Annotated in this window: 21 protein-coding genes; 16 read left to right on the top strand and 5 right to left on the bottom strand. The window is 59.4% G+C overall.

Features of this window, described 5'->3' with window-relative positions:
* Positions 1-121: 121 nt before the first annotated feature.
* From rpmG to radC, 3 genes are all read right to left on the bottom strand, one after another.
* A complete protein-coding gene (rpmG, locus tag IGS60_RS03930) occupies positions 122-289 on the bottom strand; it encodes a 50S ribosomal protein L33 (RefSeq protein ID WP_010400929.1) in 168 nt (55 codons plus the stop codon).
* A 22-nt stretch (positions 290-311) separates the two neighbouring features.
* On the bottom strand, positions 312-548 hold the full coding sequence (gene rpmB / locus IGS60_RS03935; RefSeq protein WP_010400928.1) for a 50S ribosomal protein L28: 237 nt from the start codon (positions 546-548) through the stop codon (positions 312-314).
* A 247-nt stretch (positions 549-795) separates the two neighbouring features.
* On the bottom strand, positions 796-1470 hold the full coding sequence (gene radC / locus IGS60_RS03940; RefSeq protein WP_070224500.1) for a DNA repair protein RadC: 675 nt from the start codon (positions 1468-1470) through the stop codon (positions 796-798).
* Between the two features lie 120 nt (positions 1471-1590).
* Here radC and IGS60_RS03945 point away from each other — a divergent pair, with 120 nt between their 5' ends.
* The 6 genes from IGS60_RS03945 (at position 1591) to IGS60_RS03970 (ending at position 6983) form a co-directional block, all read left to right on the top strand.
* The gene (locus IGS60_RS03945) at positions 1591-2046 is read left to right on the top strand and encodes a peptidylprolyl isomerase (protein ID WP_070224501.1); all 456 of its coding nucleotides are present in this window, start codon (positions 1591-1593) and stop codon (positions 2044-2046) included.
* Positions 2047-2055: 9 nt separating this feature from the next.
* Positions 2056-3003, top strand: a complete 948-nt coding sequence (ispH, locus tag IGS60_RS03950) for a 4-hydroxy-3-methylbut-2-enyl diphosphate reductase (RefSeq protein WP_070224502.1) — start codon at positions 2056-2058, stop codon at positions 3001-3003.
* Between the two features lie 299 nt (positions 3004-3302).
* Complete coding sequence (locus IGS60_RS03955) at positions 3303-4232, top strand: branched-chain amino acid ABC transporter permease (protein WP_070224504.1); 930 nt, start codon at positions 3303-3305, stop codon at positions 4230-4232.
* Positions 4233-4263: 31 nt separating this feature from the next.
* Complete coding sequence (locus IGS60_RS03960) at positions 4264-5481, top strand: ABC transporter ATP-binding protein (protein WP_230502517.1); 1218 nt, start codon at positions 4264-4266, stop codon at positions 5479-5481.
* A gap of 12 nt (positions 5482-5493) precedes the next feature.
* The gene (locus tag IGS60_RS03965) at positions 5494-6267 is read left to right on the top strand and encodes an ABC transporter ATP-binding protein (RefSeq protein WP_034747484.1); all 774 of its coding nucleotides are present in this window, start codon (positions 5494-5496) and stop codon (positions 6265-6267) included.
* Positions 6264-6983 carry an ABC transporter ATP-binding protein gene (locus IGS60_RS03970; RefSeq protein ID WP_070312809.1) on the top strand — a complete coding sequence of 240 codons (720 nt, stop codon included), beginning with the start codon at positions 6264-6266 and terminating at the stop codon, positions 6981-6983. The genes IGS60_RS03965 and IGS60_RS03970 overlap by 4 nt, the downstream gene beginning before the upstream one ends.
* Positions 6984-7136: 153 nt before the next feature.
* Here IGS60_RS03970 and IGS60_RS03975 read toward each other — a convergent pair whose 3' ends face one another.
* Positions 7137-7703 (bottom strand): phasin family protein, encoded by a 567-nt coding sequence (locus IGS60_RS03975; protein ID WP_070224506.1) that lies wholly within the window; start codon positions 7701-7703, stop codon positions 7137-7139.
* 426 nt (positions 7704-8129) lie between these two features.
* On the opposite strand from IGS60_RS03975, the gene IGS60_RS03980 reads away from it, so the two are divergent.
* From IGS60_RS03980 to pbpG, 3 genes are all read left to right on the top strand, one after another.
* Positions 8130-8981, top strand: coding sequence for a DMT family transporter (locus IGS60_RS03980; protein ID WP_070224559.1), 852 nt, complete (start codon positions 8130-8132; stop codon positions 8979-8981).
* Positions 8982-8995: 14 nt separating this feature from the next.
* Positions 8996-9715: a nitroreductase gene (locus IGS60_RS03985; protein ID WP_230502520.1), complete on the top strand. Its 720-nt coding sequence runs from the start codon at positions 8996-8998 to the stop codon at positions 9713-9715.
* 177 nt (positions 9716-9892) lie between these two features.
* On the top strand, positions 9893-10966 hold the full coding sequence (gene pbpG / locus IGS60_RS03990; protein ID WP_070224508.1) for a D-alanyl-D-alanine endopeptidase: 1074 nt from the start codon (positions 9893-9895) through the stop codon (positions 10964-10966).
* A 104-nt stretch (positions 10967-11070) separates the two neighbouring features.
* On the opposite strand, the gene IGS60_RS03995 is transcribed toward pbpG, so the two are convergent.
* Positions 11071-11850: an IclR family transcriptional regulator gene (locus IGS60_RS03995; protein WP_046685991.1), complete on the bottom strand. Its 780-nt coding sequence runs from the start codon at positions 11848-11850 to the stop codon at positions 11071-11073.
* Between the two features lie 153 nt (positions 11851-12003).
* Here IGS60_RS03995 and IGS60_RS04000 point away from each other — a divergent pair, with 153 nt between their 5' ends.
* The 7 genes from IGS60_RS04000 to IGS60_RS04030 all read left to right on the top strand — a co-directional run bounded on the left by IGS60_RS04000 (position 12004) and on the right by IGS60_RS04030 (position 17899).
* Positions 12004-12387: a diacylglycerol kinase gene (locus IGS60_RS04000; protein WP_070224509.1), complete on the top strand. Its 384-nt coding sequence runs from the start codon at positions 12004-12006 to the stop codon at positions 12385-12387.
* Between the two features lie 130 nt (positions 12388-12517).
* A complete protein-coding gene (locus IGS60_RS04005; RefSeq protein WP_230502522.1) occupies positions 12518-13522 on the top strand; it encodes a sulfate ABC transporter substrate-binding protein in 1005 nt (334 codons plus the stop codon).
* Positions 13523-13566: 44 nt separating this feature from the next.
* Positions 13567-14133 (top strand): alpha/beta hydrolase, encoded by a 567-nt coding sequence (locus tag IGS60_RS04010; protein WP_230502524.1) that lies wholly within the window; start codon positions 13567-13569, stop codon positions 14131-14133.
* A 43-nt stretch (positions 14134-14176) separates the two neighbouring features.
* The gene (locus IGS60_RS04015; RefSeq protein WP_070224512.1) at positions 14177-14815 is read left to right on the top strand and encodes a peroxiredoxin; all 639 of its coding nucleotides are present in this window, start codon (positions 14177-14179) and stop codon (positions 14813-14815) included.
* A 279-nt stretch (positions 14816-15094) separates the two neighbouring features.
* Positions 15095-15904, top strand: coding sequence for a sulfate ABC transporter permease subunit CysT (gene cysT / locus IGS60_RS04020; RefSeq protein ID WP_070224513.1), 810 nt, complete (start codon positions 15095-15097; stop codon positions 15902-15904).
* Positions 15901-16827, top strand: a complete 927-nt coding sequence (cysW, locus tag IGS60_RS04025; RefSeq protein ID WP_230502526.1) for a sulfate ABC transporter permease subunit CysW — start codon at positions 15901-15903, stop codon at positions 16825-16827. The genes cysT and cysW overlap by 4 nt, the downstream gene beginning before the upstream one ends.
* 1 nt (position 16828) lies before the next feature.
* Positions 16829-17899 (top strand): sulfate/molybdate ABC transporter ATP-binding protein, encoded by a 1071-nt coding sequence (locus tag IGS60_RS04030; RefSeq protein ID WP_230502528.1) that lies wholly within the window; start codon positions 16829-16831, stop codon positions 17897-17899.

Here is a 17899-nt window from a genome sequence, read left to right on the forward strand (position 1 = left end):
CAAGGCCCTGGTTTCCAGGGCCTTTTTTTCGTCCCGGCACAAGGCGAGGGGAGCCGGCTGAAAATCAGGGCGAAAAAAAACCGCTCATCGGAGCGGCTCTTTTTACAGAACACAAGATCAATTACTTGATTTTGGTTTCTTTGTACGTGACGTGCTTGCGTGCTTTAGGATCGAATTTCATGATCTCCATTTTCGCAGGCGTCGTACGCTTGTTTTTGGTAGTCGTGTAGAAGTGACCCGTACCGGCGGTCGATTCTAACTTGATTTTGTCGCGGCCTGATTTTGCCATGATAGCTCCCTTATTCTGCTAATTAGACTTTTTCGCCACGAGCGCGCATATCGACCAATACGGCGTCGATGCCGACTTTATCGATGACGCGCAGACCGGCGTTGGACAAACGCAGGGAGACCCAGCGGTTTTCAGATTCAACAAAAATACGACGATTCTGCAAGTTAGGCAAAAAACGACGTTTGGTTTTGTTGTTTGCATGGGAAACATTGTTGCCGACCATCGGCTTCTTCCCAGTGACTTGGCAAACACGTGCCATGGCGCACTCCTTAAAGATATTCCAAATTGGAAAAACGAGAGTATATCCAAAATAAGCAGATTTATCAATGACTTGCGAAAAACAATTGTGTCATGTTGTATTGAAAAAATTTAACAATTTAACGTTTGCCTGTTCTTCATAGGGAAACCGCTGGTAAACCGCGTCGTTTACTGCTAGATAACAGTCCCTCTGCTGTCACGTATGTCCTTGTTTACACATGGTTAACTGTGAATCGGCTGGCGCCGGCCTAGATCTGGCCGTGCTCCGCAAACGAATGCACTTGCCGCCCGGCCACGACGAAATGGTCGAGGATGCGCACGTCCACCAGCGACAGGGCTTGCGCCAGCGCGCGCGTCAGTAATAGATCCGACTCGCTCGGTTCCGGCGTGCCGGACGGGTGGTTATGGGCCAGCATGACGCTGGCCGCGTTGTGCAGCAGCGCCTGTTTCACCACTTCGCGTGGATACACGCTGGTGTGGGTGAGGGTGCCGCGAAACATTTCCTGTGTCGTGATCAGGCGGTTCTTGACGTCCAAAAACAACACGTGAAACGCTTCATGCGCGAGGTTGCCCAGGGTCAGGCGCAAATAGTCTTTGACGGCGTGCGGCGAATTGAGGGCTTGTCCCGCCTGCAAGTCTTCGATGATGGCGCGCCGCGCCAGTTCCAGCACCGCTTGTAGCTGCGCGAACTTGGCGCTGCCCATGCCGTGCACGGCGGAAAAACTCACGAGGCTGGCGCCGAACAGGCCCCGCAGGGAGCCGAAGTGCTCGACCGTGTCGCGCGCCAGTTCGACGGCGCTCTTGCCGCGCACGCCCGTGCGCAGGAAGACGGCCAGCAATTCCGCGTCCGACAGCGATTGCGCGCCATCCTCGATCAGGCGTTCGCGCGGCCGTTCGCCGGCCGGCCAATCCTTGATGCCCATGCTGTTCTCCTGTTTGGCACCGGCGCGCGCCCCAGTGTGGCCTTCTTTGACGAAGCCATGGGGCAGGCGCGGCCAGTGTGGCTTACAATATCGTTTTGCACCAGTTACCTGAAAACTACTATGTCCAACGAGCAACCAGCAGTCGTCACCGAAGCGGCTTACCTCACCCTGCATTATCGTCTTGCTACTGTTGACGGTACTGATATTGTCACTACCTTCAGCGGAAATCCTGCTACCTTGATGCTGGGACAGGGCCAGCTGGCGCCATTCCTTGAGCAGCGTCTGCTGGGCTTGCCTGAAGGCACGCACCAGACGTTCGAGCTGGCGGCCGGCGAAGGCTTTGGCGAGCGCAATCCCGAGCTGGTGCAGTCCGTTTCGCGCGCGACCCTGGACGAAAACTCCGTGCCGGGCGCCGACTACAAGATCGGCGACCTGGTCGACTTCGCCGCGCCGGGCGGCGGCCGTTTTGCCGGCGTGCTGCGCGAAATGCGCGAGGACTCCGCCCTGTTCGATTTCAACCATCCGCTGGCCGGCCAGCCGTTGCGTTTTGAAGTCAAGCTTATTTCGGTCCTGTAAGGAATAGCGATGGATAAAGAACTGTTACTGGCCCAGCCCCGCGGTTTCTGCGCTGGCGTCGACCGGGCGATCGAAATCGTCGAGCGCGCCTTGCAGCAATTTGGCGCACCGATCTACGTGCGCCATGAAATCGTCCACAACGCCTATGTGGTGGCCGATTTGCGCAACAAAGGCGCCATCTTCATCGACGACCTCGATGACGTGCCCGCTGGCAATACGCTCGTGTTTTCCGCCCATGGCGTGTCGAAAGCCGTGCGCGCCGAGGCGGAATCGCGCGGCCTGAGCATTTTTGATGCGACTTGCCCGCTGGTTACCAAGGTGCACATGGAAGTGGGCAAGATGCGCCGCGAAGGCCGCGAGATCATCATGATCGGCCACGACGGCCATCCCGAGGTGGAAGGCACGATGGGCCAGGCCGATATGGGCATGCATCTGGTGGAAACGCTCGAAGATGTGGCGAAATTGCAGGTCGCCAATCCGGAGAGCCTGGCCTATGTTTCGCAAACAACGTTGTCAGTTGACGACACTAGCGACATTATTGCGGCCTTGAAAGCGAAATATCCGAATATCGCCGAGCCGAAAAAAGGCGACATTTGCTACGCCACCACGAACCGCCAGGAAGCCGTGAAATTCATGGCGCCGCAAGTGGAAGTGGTGATCGTTGTGGGCAGCCCGAACAGCTCGAATTCGAACCGCTTGCGCGAAGTGGCCGAGAAGATGGGCACGCCTGCCTACATGGTCGACAATGCCTCGCAGATCGACCCCGCCTGGCTGGAAGGCAAGCTGCGCGTGGGTGTGACGGCTGGCGCCTCGGCACCCGAGGTGCTGGTGCAAGCCGTCATCGACCGCTTGAAGGAGTGCGGCGTGAAGAGCGTGCGCCCCCTCGATGGCGTGCAGGAAGCCGTCACGTTCCCGATGCCGAAAGGCCTCGATGGCATCAAGCGCGACGTCGCCTGAGCCTGCGGGACGATTGAATATCGATGAGGAGTTATCTCAAAACAGAATTTAATTCGGAAATGATCGATTTATTCCAAGCTTAGTTTTTGCAAAAGATCGTTATGATTGCCTCAAGCTTGAATATGTTGTCGTTATGACTAAGCAAGGTCACGCGCGTTTTGAGTGCGTGCACCATGCTGGTGAGAACGGTCCAGGGATGGCACTGCAGGATTTCTTCCTCCGGTGCCGTTTTTTTATCAGCGACATGTTCCGGCGGAAGTTGTTCCCGAAAAATGCATATTTGATAGGGCAATCTGACCATGGATACATTCATCCAGCAAATCATCAACGGCTTGGTGTTGGGCAGCATGTATGCCTTGATCGCCCTCGGTTACACCATGGTGTATGGCGTGTTGAACCTGATCAACTTCGCCCACGGCGACGTGCTCATGATCGGCGCCATGGTGGGCTTGACCATTCTCAAGCTGCTGGGCATTTATGTGCCGGACTGGCCCGGCTATTTGAAACTGGCCACCGCCATCCTCGGCGCCATCCCCATTTGTATTCTGGTCAACATCTTCATCGAGCGGGTCGCCTACCGCCGCCTGCGCAACGCCCCCCGCCTCGCTCCCCTGATTACCGCCATCGGCGTCTCCATCCTGCTGCAAACCTTCGCCATGATGATCTGGACGCGCAATCCGCTGCCATTTCCCCAGTTGCTGTCGACCGACCCGCTGCACATCGGTGGCGCTGTTATTTCCCAAACGCAAGTATTGCTGCTGGCCCTGGCCGCCATTTCCATGGGATCCCTGGTCTTACTTATTGAGAAAACCAAGATGGGCCGCGCCATGCGGGCCACGGCGGAGAATCCTCGCGTGGCGGGCCTCATGGGTGTCGATTCCGACAAGGTCATCGTCGCCACGTTCGCCATCGGTGCCGCGCTGGCCGCCGTGGCGGGCGTGATGTGGGGCGCCAACTATGCCTCGGTAAAGTTTTCGATGGGAGCGCTTCCCGGGCTGAAGGCATTTTGCGCGGCCGTGCTGGGCGGCATCGGCAATATCTATGGCGCCATGCTGGGCGGCATCCTGCTGGGCCTCATCGAGAGCCTTGGTGCCGGGTATATCGCCTATCTCACCGCTGGTTTCCTCGGTAGCAATTACCAGGATATCTTTGCCTTCATCGTGCTGATCATCGTGCTGACCCTGCGCCCGTCCGGCATCATGGGCGAACGCGTGGCCGACCGCGCCTGACGTCATCCATAAAAACAAGGAGTTGACCATCATGGCACTACTCGATTTTGACGCTAAGAAAAATCCGACCAAAGCCTACGCCGGCATGCTGGGCCTGGCCGCGCTGCTGATGGTGTTCCCGTTTTTTGCCGCCCAGTTCGGCAATTCGTGGGTGCGCATCGTCGACATGGCCTTGCTGTACATCATGCTGGCCCTGGGCTTGAACATCGTCGTCGGCTTTGCCGGCCTGCTCGACCTCGGCTACATCGCCTTCTACGCCGTGGGCGCCTACCTGACGGCCTTGCTGGCGTCGCCCCAGTTCGCCATCCTGCTCGAATCGGTGGTAAATCAGTATCCCGTGCTGGGTGAAACCCTGGTGCAACTGATGGGGCCGGAAATCCGCGAAAACGGCGTCCACCTGTCGATCTGGATCATCGTGCCCCTGGCCGCTGCCGTGGCCGGTCTGTTCGGCGCCCTGCTGGGCGCGCCAACGCTCAAGTTGCGCGGCGACTATCTGGCTATCGTGACCCTGGGCTTTGGCGAGATCATCCGTATTTTCATGGGCAACTTGAATGAGCCCATCAATTTCACGAATGGCGTGCAAGGCATCAACATGGTTGACCCCATCCGCATCTTCGGCGTCAACCTGGCGGGCGAGGCGGGCACCAACAGCACCGTGACGGTGGCCGGTTTTTCCATGCCGTCCGTGAACGCCTATTACTTTTTGTTTCTCTTCCTGTGCATCGCTGTCGTGTTCGTCACCAAGCGCCTCCAGCATTCGCGCCTGGGCCGCGCCTGGGTGGCCATCCGCGAAGACGAGATCGCCGCCAAGGCCATGGGCATCAATACGCGCAACGTCAAATTGCTGGCCTTTTCCATGGGCGCCTCGTTCGGCGGCGTGGCGGGCGCCATGTTCGCCTCGTTCCAGGGCTTTGTCGCGCCGGAATCGTTCTCCTTGACGGAATCGATCGCCGTGCTGGCCATGGTCGTGCTGGGCGGCATCGGCCATATCCCTGGCGTGATCCTCGGCGGCGTGATCCTTGCTTCGATACCCGAAGTGTTGCGCCATGTCGTCGAGCCGGCGCAGAAGGCGCTGTTTGGCGAGATCATCATCGACGCTGAAGTCTTGCGCCAGTTGCTGTACGGTCTGGCCATGGTACTTATTATGCTTATACGTCCCGCCGGCTTGTGGCCATCGCCGAAGCACGAAGACCGGCCCGACCACGATGTCGACCAGCCCAACAAATCCACCGGCGTCGTGTCCGCGTAAGGGAGGGATAGCATGAGCGAACAGATCATTCTCAATATCGCTGGCGTAAATAAACGTTTCGGCGGCTTGCAGGCGCTCACCGATGTGGGCATTACCATCCGACAAGGGCAGATCTATGGCTTGATCGGCCCGAACGGTGCCGGCAAGACGACCTTCTTCAATGTGATCACGGGCCTGTACCAGCCCGACACGGGCACTTTCGAGCTGGCCGGCAAGCCGTATTCGCCGTCCGCGCCGCACAAGGTGGCGAAGGCGGGCATCGCGCGCACGTTTCAGAACATCCGCCTGTTTGGCGACATGACGGCGCTGGAAAACGTCATGGTGGGGCGCCACGTGCGCTCGCACCAGGGCGTGTTCGGCGCCATCTTCCGCCACAAGGCGGCGCGCGAGGAAGAAGCATCGATCCGCAAGCGGGCGATGGAGCTGCTCGATTTCGTCGGCATCGCCCAGTTCGCCAGCCGCACGGCGCGCTTCTTGTCGTACGGCGACCAGCGGCGCCTGGAAATCGCCCGCGCGCTGGCCACCGACCCGCAACTGCTGGCACTCGACGAGCCGGCGGCCGGCATGAATGCCACGGAAAAGCTGGCCCTGCGCGAGTTGCTGGTGAAAATCAAGGCTGAAGGAAAGACCGTGCTGTTGATCGAGCACGACGTGAAACTGATGATGGGACTGTGCGACCGCATCACGGTGCTCGAGTATGGCAAGCGCATCGCGGAAGGCTTGCCGGCCGAAATACAACAAAACCCGGCCGTCATCGAGGCTTATCTGGGGGGATCGCACGCATGAGCAATATATTGAAGGTGGCGGGCCTGCACGTGGCTTACGGCGGCATCAAGGCCGTGAAAGGCATCGACCTGGAAGTCAACCAGGGCGAGCTGATCGCCCTGATCGGCGCGAACGGCGCCGGCAAGACGACGACCTTGAAAGCCATCACGGGCACCTTGCCTGCATGCAAAGTCGAAGGCACGATCAGTTACCTGGGCGAATCGCTCAAGGGCACGAAATCGTTTCACCTGGTGGAGCGGAAGCTGGCCATGGTGCCGGAAGGGCGGGGCGTGTTTACGCGCATGTCGATCCGCGAAAACCTCATGATGGGCGCCTACACGCGCACGGACAAGGCTGGTGTCGAGGATGACATTGCCAAGTGGTTCGACGTGTTTCCACGCCTCAAGGAGCGGGCGGCGCAGATGGCGGGCACCCTGTCGGGCGGCGAGCAGCAGATGCTGGCCATGGCGCGCGCCCTGATGAGCCATCCGAAGCTGCTGCTGCTCGACGAGCCGTCGATGGGCTTGTCGCCCATCATGGTCGAGAAAATCTTCGAGGTGATCCGCAAGGTGTCGTCCGAAGGCATCACGATCTTGCTGGTCGAACAGAATGCCCGTTTGGCCCTGCAGGCGGCGCACCGCGGCTATGTGATGGATTCCGGCCTGGTCACCATGGGCGGCAATGCGGCGGCCATGCTCGACGATCCGCGCGTGAAGGCGGCGTATCTGGGAGAGTAAGGGCGGGAAAGTAAAAGCGCATAAAAAATGCCCCAGCAGGGCTGGGGCATAATGGCATCCGTCAGGGAAGTGCGGGATGGATGCCTGGAGGAGCTGGTACTAAAGTAACCCCCGAGGATTACTTAGCGGACCGCCGTGGCGGTCGCGCAGGAATTACTTGGCGGCAGCGCGCGGAACGACTTTTTCAGCCGCTTGCGTGAACTGGTTCACGGCCGAGGTCAGGTTCGCTTCGATGGCTTCGACGGCTTGCTTGCTGGTTTTCGAGAACTGCTCGTAGCCTGCATTGGCGTTGCCGATGGCGCTTTTCAGGATGGCAACGGCGTTTTCCGAACCGGCTGGCGCGTTCTTGGTGACTTCTTCCACCAGGGACAGGACTTTACGGTTGGTTTCAGCGATTTGCGTTTCAGCAGCTTTGCTGAACTCGGCTTGCGTGCCCGACGTGATGGCAGCCAGGTGACGGCCGTAAGCGATGGCTTTTTCGGCGCTAGGCTGGGCTTGAGCAGCGCTCAGCGAGAAGAATTCTTGTGGATCTTTTGCCGACAGCAATTGCTTGGCGGCGGCGGTCGATTCTTCCAGCGTTGCCTTGGCAGCGGTCAGGTTCAGTTCGACGATCTTTTCGATGCCTTCGAAGGCTTTGCCCGTCAGCGACGAGAACAGGGCGAATTGGGCTTCCAGGTTGGCTTTGGTAGCGGACGAAAATTGCTCAGGAATTGAAAACATATAAATCTCCAAAAAATCGAAATCTGGTTAATTTGATGCTGCGTGTACCGTTTGGGAAAGCAGGTGAATCTAAATTTTTCAAGCTGAACAAGAATTGTGCAACGCAACAAACCCTATTCTACGGCGAAAAAAAACGAAGTCAAGCGTTTCTTGTGCGATGCAACAATTGAATAGATTTGCATCAAAAGTCATTGTTTCTAAAGAGAAATATTTGATTTCTACGTGTCAATGGTTTATGTCTAAACTATCATTTCCAGTGGCTACGGGGACGATCGCGGCGCAGCATGCTAGACTTTGCCTCCCGCACTGGCGCAGCTCTCCGGTGCCGATCCTGTTTCCCGAGTTGATACCATGTCCAATCTTCCCGCCGCGGCTGGCGCCAGCGGCAAAGCCTCCAAAACCCCTTTCCTGACGACCCTGGCACCGATGGCCTTGCCTGGTTTCTTCGTGTTGTTATGGAGCACAGGTTTTATCGTGGCCAAGTTCGGCTTGCCGTACGCACCGCCGCTGACCTTTTTGCTGCTGCGCTTCCTGGGCGTGCTGGTGATCCTGTTGCCGCTGGTGCTGCTGTTGCGCGCGCCGTGGCCCGTGGGGCAGTTCCGCCAGATCGCCGTGGCCGGCATCCTGATGCAGGCCGGCTACCTGGCTGGCGTCTGGTGCGCCATCAAGCTGGGCATGCCGGCCGGCCTGTCCGCACTGATCGTGGGCATGCAGCCTGTGCTGACGGCCTGCGCCGCGCCGCTGATCGGCGAATCCGTGCGCCCGCGCCAGTGGCTGGGCCTGTTCTTTGGCTTGCTGGGCGTGGCCCTGGTCGTCTACGCGAAGATCAACCTCGTGGGCCTGACGGTGGAAAGCGTGCTGCTGTGCGTGTTCGCCCTGCTGTCGATGACGGCCGGCACCATGTATCAAAAACGCCACTGTCCGCAGTTCGACTTGCGCACCGGCACAGTGGTGCAGTTTGCCGCTTCCATCGTCGTGGTCTTGCCATTCGCCTTGTATTACGAAGGCTTGGACTTGCATTTCAGCAACGTCCAATGGACGGCGAATTTTATTGGCGCCTTGCTGTGGTCGGTACTCGTGCTGTCGATCGGCGCCATCTTCCTGCTGTTCGCCCTGATCCGCCGCAGCGACGCGACGAAAGTGACGGGTTTGCTGTACCTGACGCCGCCCACGACGGCCGTGATGGCCTGGCTGATGTTTGGCGAAGCATTTAATATGCTGGGCATCGCCGGCATGCTGGTGGCCGTGGTCGGCGTGGTGTTTGTAGTCAAGAAATAGCAGGGAGCAGCGCAGTGAGCAAGCCAGTATCTGAAACACAGGCGGCGCAGCAAGCCGTCGATAGCGTCATCCTGTCGCGCCGTTCGATCCGCGCCTTTTTACCCACGCCGGTGGCGCAGGACGATATCGCGCGCATCCTGGAAGTGGCGGCGCGCGCGCCCTCGGGCGCCAATATGCAGCCGTGGAAAGTCTACGTGCTGTCGGGCGAGGCGCGCCTGCGCCTGTCGCGCCGCATCCTGGCCGCCTACGATGCGCCGAAGGCGCCCGATGCGCCCGCGCGCACGGCGTCGTATACCTATTACCCGCGCCATTGGACGGCGCCGTTCATCGAGCGCCGCCGCAAGATCGGCCTGGACCTGTATCAGCTGCTGGGGCTGGAGCGGGGCGACACGGCCGGCATGGCGGCCCAGCATGGACGCAATTTCCAGTTTTTCGATGCGCCCGTGGGCCTGATCTTTACCATCGACCGGGTGCTGGAACAGGGTTCCTGGCTCGATTACGGCATGTTCTTGCAAAATATCATGCTGGCGGCGCGTGCGCGGGGACTCGACACGTGCCCGCAAGCGGCCTTCATCCATTACCATGACATCATCCGCGACGAGCTGGGCGTACCGGCCAGCGAAATGGTGGTATGCGGCATGGCCCTTGGCTATGCCGACCCGGACAAGATCGAAAACCGCCTGAGCACGGAACGCGAGCCGCTGGCCGGTTTTGTTAAATTCATGGACAAATAGACATTGCTGGCGATGGACGCCGGCAAACAGCCGCTCAAAGATGAGCTTGTTTGCTGATCACCAACGATTTGTATTTCAGTGCTGCAATAAATACTGTCGTAACTGTTAAATAGGCTTGCGAATACTCTGCATTTCGCTACACTGCAATAAGGCAACAGCTTCACGGGGAATTATCGAATGGCTAAGTTTAAACTTGCGCTGGGTATCCTGGCTTCCCTGCTGTTTGCATTGGCGCCGGCTGCGGCCGTGCACGCCAGGGAAGCGAACGGCAAATCCTCAGCCTCCAAGAAACACAACACCAAGAAAATCAAGATCGTGCTGCGCAAGGGCGCGACGGCCGCGCCACGCGAAAAGAGCGTGCGCCGGGTCGTCATGGTGCGCGGCAAACGCAAGGTCATCTATCAAAAAGTCAGCAGCGTGGCCGTGCCCATGGCCGCCCCGATGCCGACCATGGGCGACCTGGCGGGCCTGAACCTCACGCGCGATCCGCTCGATCTCAAGTCGAGCGTGGCGCTGGTGCTGGACCAGAACAATTCGGAAGTGCTGTTTGAAAAGAATTCGAATGTCGCCCTGCCCATCGCCTCCATCACCAAGATGATGACGGGCCTGGTGGTGGTCGAAGCGCACCAGGACATGGATGAAGTGCTGACGATTACGGACGAGGACGTCGACCGCGCCAAGTTCAGCAGCTCGCGCCTGAAAGTGGGCTCGCAATTGACGCGCGCGAATATGCTGCACATCGCGCTGATGAGCTCGGAAAACCGCGCCGCTTCGGCGCTGGGCCGCAATTATCCGGGCGGCTTGCCGGCGTTTGTCGACGCCATGAACAGCAAGGCGCGCCAGCTGGGCATGATGGATACGCATTACGTCGATTCCAGCGGCTTGTCGAAAATGAACGTGGCCAGCGCGCGCGACCTGGGCAAGCTGGCCATGGCCGCCTTCCGCCATCCGCTGCTGCGCGAGTACTCGACGGACCCGAAAGCCATCGTCGAAGCCAGCGGCCAGCCTATGCAGTTTGGCAATACGAATCATCTGGTGGCCAACCCGGGCTGGGAAATCGGCTTGCAAAAGACGGGCTTCATCAATGAGGCGGGACGTTGTCTGATGATGCAGGCCGTCATCGAAGGACGGGCCGTGATCATGGTCTTCCTCGATTCCAAGGGGAAACAGTCGCGTACGGCCGATGCGGGACGCATGCGCAAGTGGCTGGAGGCACTCAAACCCGCCAACATGAGCCTGCCCGGCGGTTAATTAAGTTTACTGCGAATGTCCATGGCGGCGTCGACTGGGGTCAGACCCGCCGGGGGAATTTCCTCAACGGAGGAAATTCCGATCTTGTAAGACTGACCCCAGCTTTAGTCCTGTGGAATAAAACCCAGTGTGACGGAAATCTGATTCGCCGTTTCCACCAGGTCCACCAGCCACTCATCCTGCAGGCGGTCGGCGGGGGCGGAGATCGACAGGCCGGCGATCAGCTTGCCCGAATCGTCGCGGATGCCGGCGGCCATGCAGCGCACGCCCAGTTCCAGCTCTTCATTGTCGCGCGCATAGCCGCGTTCACGCACCAGGCTCAGCTCACGCTCGAGCTTTTGCAGATCCGTGATGGAATTCTTGTTGTGCCCGGCCAGCCCCGTGCGCGTGGCATACGCGCGGATGGCTTTCGGTTCATCGACGGACAGGAACAGCTTGCCCGTCGATGTCAGGTGCAGCGGGCCGCGGCCGCCGATGGCGCGCACCACCTGCATGCCCGAGCGCTCGGAAAAGGCGCGGTCGATGTAGACGATCTCGTCGCCCTGGCGCACGGACAGGTTGATCGTTTGCTGGGTTTTCTTGTGCAGCTGGCGCATGAAATCGAGCGCCGCTTCGCGCACGCTGAGGCGGCTTTTCACCACATTGCCCAGTTCCAGCAGGCGCATGCCCAGCCGATACGTGCCCGGTTCGATGCGGTCGACGAAGCGTGTGAGCACCATGTCGTTGAGGATGCGGTGCGCCGTCGAGGGGTGCAGGCCGGACACTTTCGACAATTCCTTCAGGCTGACCGGGTCCGAATATTTGGCCAGGGCATCAAGCAGGGCGACCATGCGTTCGATCACCTGGATCGTCGTTTTTGGGGCTGCGACCGGTTCAATTTTCATGATGGATTTGGTGCAATGCAGTATTCATGCATCTTTATACCATGATGTGAAAAAATAGTGAAATGTTCCGAGATATTCAGCGAATAAATTGTCACAATTCTCATGTTGGCCGTCATAATTGGCGGCTGGATGGACTTTGAACCATGGAAAACTATGCAACCTGTCAATGAATTCAAGAGCAAAAGCGGCTTGAAACGGATTTTTTCCGCCTTTTTCTACTCGCTCGACGGCTTGAAGGCGGCCTGGCGCCATGAACACGCGTTCCGCCAGGAGCTGGGCCTGTTCGTCGTCGGCACCGTGATCGCCTTGCTGCTGCGCATCTCCGCCTTTGAAAAACTGGTGCTGATCGGCGTGCTGCTGCTGGTGCTGATCGTCGAACTGATCAATTCGGCAATCGAAGCCGTGGTCGACCGCATCTCGCTCGAGCGCCATCCGCTGTCGAAAAACGCCAAGGACTTCGGCAGCGCCGCCGTGCTGCTGACCTGCATCCTGGCCTTTGCCACGTGGTCCGTGGTGCTGTTCAACCGCTTCTATTAAGCACTAAATCCCCGTTGCGCGCCGTCCATATGCGAAAATCGAATATCAAACGGCGAAACGCTTCGTTCTCTTTGCGGCTGCGGCGCCGTAATCTGGTGGCTCTGAAAGTTCAACCATACGGGGATCTTAGATGCTGTCGAAAAAAATCATCATTGCCGCCGCCATCAGCGCGTTTGCCATTCTGCAAACGGCGCAGGCTGCCGATATCACCCTGCTCAACGTGTCGTACGACCCGACGCGCGAGCTGTACCAGGATGTGAATACGGCATTTGCCAAGGAATGGAAAGGCAAGACGGGCGACAACGTCAAGATCAAGCAATCGCACGGCGGCTCCGGCAAGCAGGCGCGCGCCGTCATCGACGGCCTGGAAGCGGACGTGGTGACGTTGGCTCTGGCCTATGACATCGATGCGCTGGCCGAGCACAAGCTGCTGGCCGCCGACTGGCAAAAGCGCCTGGCGCACAACAGCTCGCCTTACACCTCGACCATCGTCTTTCTGGTGCGCAAGGGCAACCCGAAAGGCATCAAGGATTGGAACGATCTGATCAAGCCTGGCGTGTCCGTCATCACGCCGAACCCGAAAACCTCGGGCGGCGCCCGCTGGAACCACTTGGCAGCCTGGGGTTATGCGCTGCGCCAGCCGGGCGGCAGCGAAGCGAAGGCCAAGGATTTCCTCGGCAAACTGTATAAAAACGTGCCCGTGCTCGATTCCGGCGCGCGCGGCGCCACCACCACCTTCGTCGAACGCGGTATCGGCGACGTGCTGATCGCCTGGGAAAACGAGGCCTACCTGGCCGTCAAGGAACTGGGTCCGACCAAGTTCGACATCATCACGCCGTCCGTCAGCATCCTGGCCGAGCCGCCCGTGGCCGTCGTCGACAAGTTTTCCGACAAGCATGGCACGCGCAAGGTGGCCGAGGCTTACCTGAACTACCTGTACACGGACGAGGCGCAAGACATCATCGCCAAGAATTACTACCGTCCGGCAACGGACAAGGCGGCAAAGAAATACGCGTCGCAGTTCGCCAAGGTCAACCTGTTCACCATCGAGCAGGTGGCCGGCGGCTGGACGGCGGCACAGAAGGCGCACTTTGCCGACGGCGGCATCTTCGACCAGATCTACCAGCCTAAGTAATACCGGATGGCACCATTGCCAGACCGTTACTAAAAGGATCCATCATGGCGCTGCGCAGCTTTTCCGATTACCGGGTACTGATCGTGCCGGGCTTGCATAACAGCGGTCCCGAGCACTGGCAGAGCCGCTGGCAGCGCCTGTATCCGCAATTCGAGCGGGTCGAGCAGGACGACTGGAATGAACCCGACCTGGCGACCTGGTCTGCGCGCCTGGACCAGGTGCGGCGGCAGGATGCGCGCCCGACCCTGATCGTCGCCCACAGCTTCGGCTGCCTGACGACGGCGCACAGCCTGGCGCGCGACCCGCAGGGCGTGGCCGGCGTGCTGCTGGTGGGGCCGGCCGACCCCGACAAGTTTGGCGTGGCGAAGGCATTGCCGCAAAAGCGGCTGCCTTGCCCCGGCATCCTGATCGCCAGCCAGACGGATCCGTGGCTGACGGCCGAACACGCGGCGCAGTGGGCGCGGCGCTGGAATTGCAAGTATATTGATGGCGGTGCGTTGGGCCATATCAACGCCGAATCGCGCCTTGGCGACTGGGTCTACGGCCAGGCGCAGCTGCAAACACTGTTTGATCTGGCACAAAGCGACAAGCGCCACCGTCAGGCAGCCTGATACGATGAACATCTTCGCCACACAACTTCTGAAGGAGATCACGATGACTTTACGCCTGGGCGATGTCGCCCCTGATTTTGAACAAGACAGCTCGATCGGTCCGCTCAAGTTCCACGAGTGGGCGGGCAATTCCTGGGTGGTGCTGTTTTCCCACCCGGCCGACTTTACCCCCGTGTGCACGACGGAACTGGGCCTGACGGCCAAGCTCAAGCCGGAATTTGACAAGCGCAACGTGAAAGCCATCGCCCTGTCCGTGGACGCGGCCGAGTCGCACAAGAGCTGGATCAAGGATATCGAAGAGACGCAAAATACGGTCGTGGGCTTTCCCATCATCGCCGACGTCGACAAGAAAGTGTCGGTGCTGTACGACATGATCCACCCGGAACAATCCGTCACGGCCACCGTGCGCTCCGTCTTCATCATCGACCCGAACAAGAAAGTGCGGCTGATCCTCACGTATCCGCTCAGCACGGGCCGCAACTTCAATGAAATCCTGCGCGTCATCGACGCCCTGCAGCTGACGGACGGCTACACGGTGGCCACGCCCGGCAACTGGAACGATGGCGACGACGTCATCATTCCACTGACCGTGCAAGACCCGGACGTGATCAAGCAGAAATATCCGAAGGGCTTTACGGCCGCCAAGCCATATCTGCGCCTCACGCCGCAGCCCAACAAGTAATTCCGGGGTCAGACCCGTCGGGTCTGACCCCAGCATTTGTCTCGGGTATAAATATGTCTAAGAAGCAAAAACGCACCTCGCCGGTGCGTTTTTTTTCGTCTGCAGATTCTGCCGGCAAGTATGCAAAATCCATCTAAGCAAATGAGAAATGGTTAGTTCTTTTTATAACGATTGCATGTGATTATTGCGCCCTATAACTCAAAAATGTAATAAGAAGGGGTTTCCATGTCTGAAGCAACACTAGCGCCGCCCAAGGCGCGCGGAGCGCCGTTTCGGGTCATGCCGGGGTTTAAGCTGTCACTGGGCTTCACGCTCTTTTACCTGGCCTTGATCGTCCTCATTCCCTTGTCCTCGGTGTTCCTGAAAACCTTCACCATGACATGGGACGCCTTCTTCAGCGCCGTCACGTCCGAGCGCGTGATGGCGTCGTACCGCTTGACGTTTGGCGCCTCGCTGATCGCCGCCCTGCTGAACGTGGTGTTTGGCGGCATCCTGGCCTGGGTGCTGGTGCGCTACAAGTTTCCCGGCAAGCGCATCATCGACGCGCTCGTCGACTTGCCGTTCGCCTTGCCGACGGCCGTGGCCGGCATCACCCTGACGGCCCTGTATTCGTCTAACGGCTGGTTCGGCCAGTTCATCGAAGGCGTGCTGGGCATCAAGGTGGCGTTCACGCCGCTGGGCGTGGTGGTGGCGCTGACCTTCATCGGCTTGCCCTTCGTCGTGCGTACCGTGCAACCGGTGCTGGAAGACGCGGAAAAGGAACTCGAAGAAGCGGCCGCCAGCCTGGGCGCCAATTCCCTGCAAACGTTTATCCGCGTCATCTTCCCCACGATTCTGCCATCGTTGCTGACGGGCTTTGCCTTGGCCTTCGCCCGAGCCACGGGCGAGTACGGTTCCGTGATCTTTATCGCCGGCAACATGCCGATGGTGTCGGAAATCACGCCGCTGTTCATTATTACCAAGCTGGAGCAATACGATTACGCAGGCGCCACGGCCATCGCCGTGGTGATGCTGGTGGTGTCTTTCCTGTTGTTGTTGACGATTAACCTGCTGCAAGCATGGACGCGCGGAAAGGCGAAGAAATCATGAGTACGAATACGACTGCCGCCGCTGGCGTGGACACGGCACTGCCGACAGCGCGCCGCTTCGAGCCGAATGTCGGCCCCGTCGTGCTGGAACCATTGTGGGTGCGCACGGTATTGATCACCATCGCCTTGCTGTTTCTGACGGCTTTCCTGATCGTGCCCCTGGTGGCCGTGTTTGCGGAAGCGTTCAAGAAGGGCTGGGAAGCGTATATCGCCGCCATCATCGATCCGGACGCCATTTCCGCCATCAAGTTGACCCTGATCACGGCCGCCATCGCCGTGCCGCTGAACCTGGTATTCGGCGTGGCCGCTTCCTGGTGCATCGCCAAGTTCGAGTTCCGCGGCAAGAGCATTTTGCTGACCCTGATCGACTTGCCGTTTTCCGTCTCGCCCGTGATTTCCGGCCTGATCTATGTGCTGATGTTCGGCGCCCAGGGCTGGTTCGGCCCGTGGCTGCAGGCGCACGATATCAAGATCCTGTTCGCCGTGCCCGGCATCGTGCTGGCCACCATCTTCATCACCTTCCCGTTCGTGGCGCGCGAACTGATCCCGCTGATGCAGTCGCAGGGCAGCGAAGAGGAAGAGGCCGCCATCGTGCTGGGCGCCTCGGGCTGGAACACTTTCCGCAGAGTCACCTTACCGAATATCAAGTGGGGCTTGCTGTATGGCGTGATCCTGTGTAACGCCCGCGCCATGGGTGAGTTCGGCGCCGTCTCTGTGGTCTCCGGCCATATCCGCGGCGAAACCAACACCATGCCGCTGCAGGTGGAGATTCTGTACAACGAGTACAACTTCGCCGCCGCGTTTGCCGTCGCCTCGCTGCTGGCCCTGCTGGCCCTGGTGACTCTGGCCCTGAAAGCCTTTATTGAGTGGCGTTTGAACGAGAGCGACGCCGACGATTCCGCCTTACGTTCCACGGAGCACTGATATGACCATCGCAGTTAAAAACATCCACAAGCGCTTCGGCGATTTCGTCGCCCTCGACAATATCTCGCTGGACTTTCCCGCCGGCGAATTGACGGCCCTGCTGGGCCCGTCCGGTTGCGGTAAAACAACCTTGCTGCGCATTATTGCTGGCCTGGAACATCCGGACAGCGGCCAGGTGCTGCTCGATGCGGAAGACGCGTCGAACCGCCACGTGCGCGAGCGGCAAGTCGGTTTCGTCTTCCAGCATTACGCGCTGTTCAAGCACATGACGGTATTCGAAAACGTGGCCTTTGGCCTGCGCGTGAAGTCGCGCAGCGAGCGCCCGTCGGAAGACCAGATCCGCCGTAAAGTGAAAGATTTGCTGGAACTGGTGCAGCTGGACTGGCTGGCCGACCGCTATCCGCCGCAACTGTCGGGCGGGCAACGCCAGCGCATCGCCCTGGCGCGCGCCCTGGCTGTCGAGCCGCGCGTGCTGCTGCTCGACGAACCGTTCGGCGCGCTTGACGCCAAGGTACGCAAGGAATTGCGCCGCTGGCTGCGCCGCCTGCACGACGACTTGCACGTCACCAGTATTTTCGTCACGCATGACCAGGAAGAGGCGCTGGAAGTGGCCGACCAGGTCGTGCTGATGAACAAGGGGACCGTCGAGCAATTGGGTTCCCCAGAGCAAGTCTATAACCACCCGGCCTCGCCGTTTGTCTACGGCTTCCTCGGCAACGTCAACCTGTTCCACGGCCGCGTGCATGAGGGCGTGATGGCCACGGGCGACGCCAGCTTCGAAGTGCCCGATTATGCGGGCGTGAGCGACAGCAAGGGCACGGCCTATGTGCGTCCGCACGACCTGGAAATCGACCGTTACACGCAGGGCGCCGAAGGCATCGTGGTCAAGCTGAGCCGCGCCCATGCGATCGGCCCGCTGGCCCAGCTGGACTTGCAGCGCGTCGATAACAGCGAGCTGATTGAAGCGGTGATGTCGAACGAGCGTTTTACTCATTTGCAGCTGAAGGAAGGCGAAACCTTGGTAGTCCGCCCGAAACGCCTCCACGTGTTCGTTGAACCAACAAGAACCTAA

This window comes from Janthinobacterium sp. FW305-128 (assembly GCF_020858135.1).
In the GTDB taxonomy this organism is placed as follows: domain Bacteria; phylum Pseudomonadota; class Gammaproteobacteria; order Burkholderiales; family Burkholderiaceae_D; genus Janthinobacterium.

Excerpts from the sequence above, each read along its gene's own strand:
- rpmG (WP_010400929.1), bottom strand. The coding sequence starts at position 289 with ATGGCAAAATCAGGCCGCGACAAAATCAAGTTAGAATCGACCGCCGGT.
- rpmB (WP_010400928.1), bottom strand. The coding sequence starts at position 548 with ATGGCACGTGTTTGCCAAGTCACTGGGAAGAAGCCGATGGTCGGCAAC.
- radC (WP_070224500.1), bottom strand. The coding sequence starts at position 1,470 with ATGGGCATCAAGGATTGGCCGGCCGGCGAACGGCCGCGCGAACGCCTG.
- IGS60_RS03945 (WP_070224501.1), top strand. The coding sequence starts at position 1,591 with ATGTCCAACGAGCAACCAGCAGTCGTCACCGAAGCGGCTTACCTCACC.
- ispH (WP_070224502.1), top strand. The coding sequence starts at position 2,056 with ATGGATAAAGAACTGTTACTGGCCCAGCCCCGCGGTTTCTGCGCTGGC.
- IGS60_RS03955 (WP_070224504.1), top strand. The coding sequence starts at position 3,303 with ATGGATACATTCATCCAGCAAATCATCAACGGCTTGGTGTTGGGCAGC.
- IGS60_RS03960 (WP_230502517.1), top strand. The coding sequence starts at position 4,264 with ATGGCACTACTCGATTTTGACGCTAAGAAAAATCCGACCAAAGCCTAC.
- IGS60_RS03965 (WP_034747484.1), top strand. The coding sequence starts at position 5,494 with ATGAGCGAACAGATCATTCTCAATATCGCTGGCGTAAATAAACGTTTC.
- IGS60_RS03970 (WP_070312809.1), top strand. The coding sequence starts at position 6,264 with ATGAGCAATATATTGAAGGTGGCGGGCCTGCACGTGGCTTACGGCGGC.
- IGS60_RS03975 (WP_070224506.1), bottom strand. The coding sequence starts at position 7,703 with ATGTTTTCAATTCCTGAGCAATTTTCGTCCGCTACCAAAGCCAACCTG.
- IGS60_RS03980 (WP_070224559.1), top strand. The coding sequence starts at position 8,130 with ATGGCCTTGCCTGGTTTCTTCGTGTTGTTATGGAGCACAGGTTTTATC.
- pbpG (WP_070224508.1), top strand. The coding sequence starts at position 9,893 with ATGGCTAAGTTTAAACTTGCGCTGGGTATCCTGGCTTCCCTGCTGTTT.
- IGS60_RS03995 (WP_046685991.1), bottom strand. The coding sequence starts at position 11,850 with ATGAAAATTGAACCGGTCGCAGCCCCAAAAACGACGATCCAGGTGATC.
- IGS60_RS04000 (WP_070224509.1), top strand. The coding sequence starts at position 12,004 with ATGCAACCTGTCAATGAATTCAAGAGCAAAAGCGGCTTGAAACGGATT.
- IGS60_RS04005 (WP_230502522.1), top strand. The coding sequence starts at position 12,518 with ATGCTGTCGAAAAAAATCATCATTGCCGCCGCCATCAGCGCGTTTGCC.
- IGS60_RS04010 (WP_230502524.1), top strand. The coding sequence starts at position 13,567 with ATGGCGCTGCGCAGCTTTTCCGATTACCGGGTACTGATCGTGCCGGGC.
- IGS60_RS04015 (WP_070224512.1), top strand. The coding sequence starts at position 14,177 with ATGACTTTACGCCTGGGCGATGTCGCCCCTGATTTTGAACAAGACAGC.
- cysT (WP_070224513.1), top strand. The coding sequence starts at position 15,095 with ATGCCGGGGTTTAAGCTGTCACTGGGCTTCACGCTCTTTTACCTGGCC.
- cysW (WP_230502526.1), top strand. The coding sequence starts at position 15,901 with ATGAGTACGAATACGACTGCCGCCGCTGGCGTGGACACGGCACTGCCG.
- IGS60_RS04030 (WP_230502528.1), top strand. The coding sequence starts at position 16,829 with ATGACCATCGCAGTTAAAAACATCCACAAGCGCTTCGGCGATTTCGTC.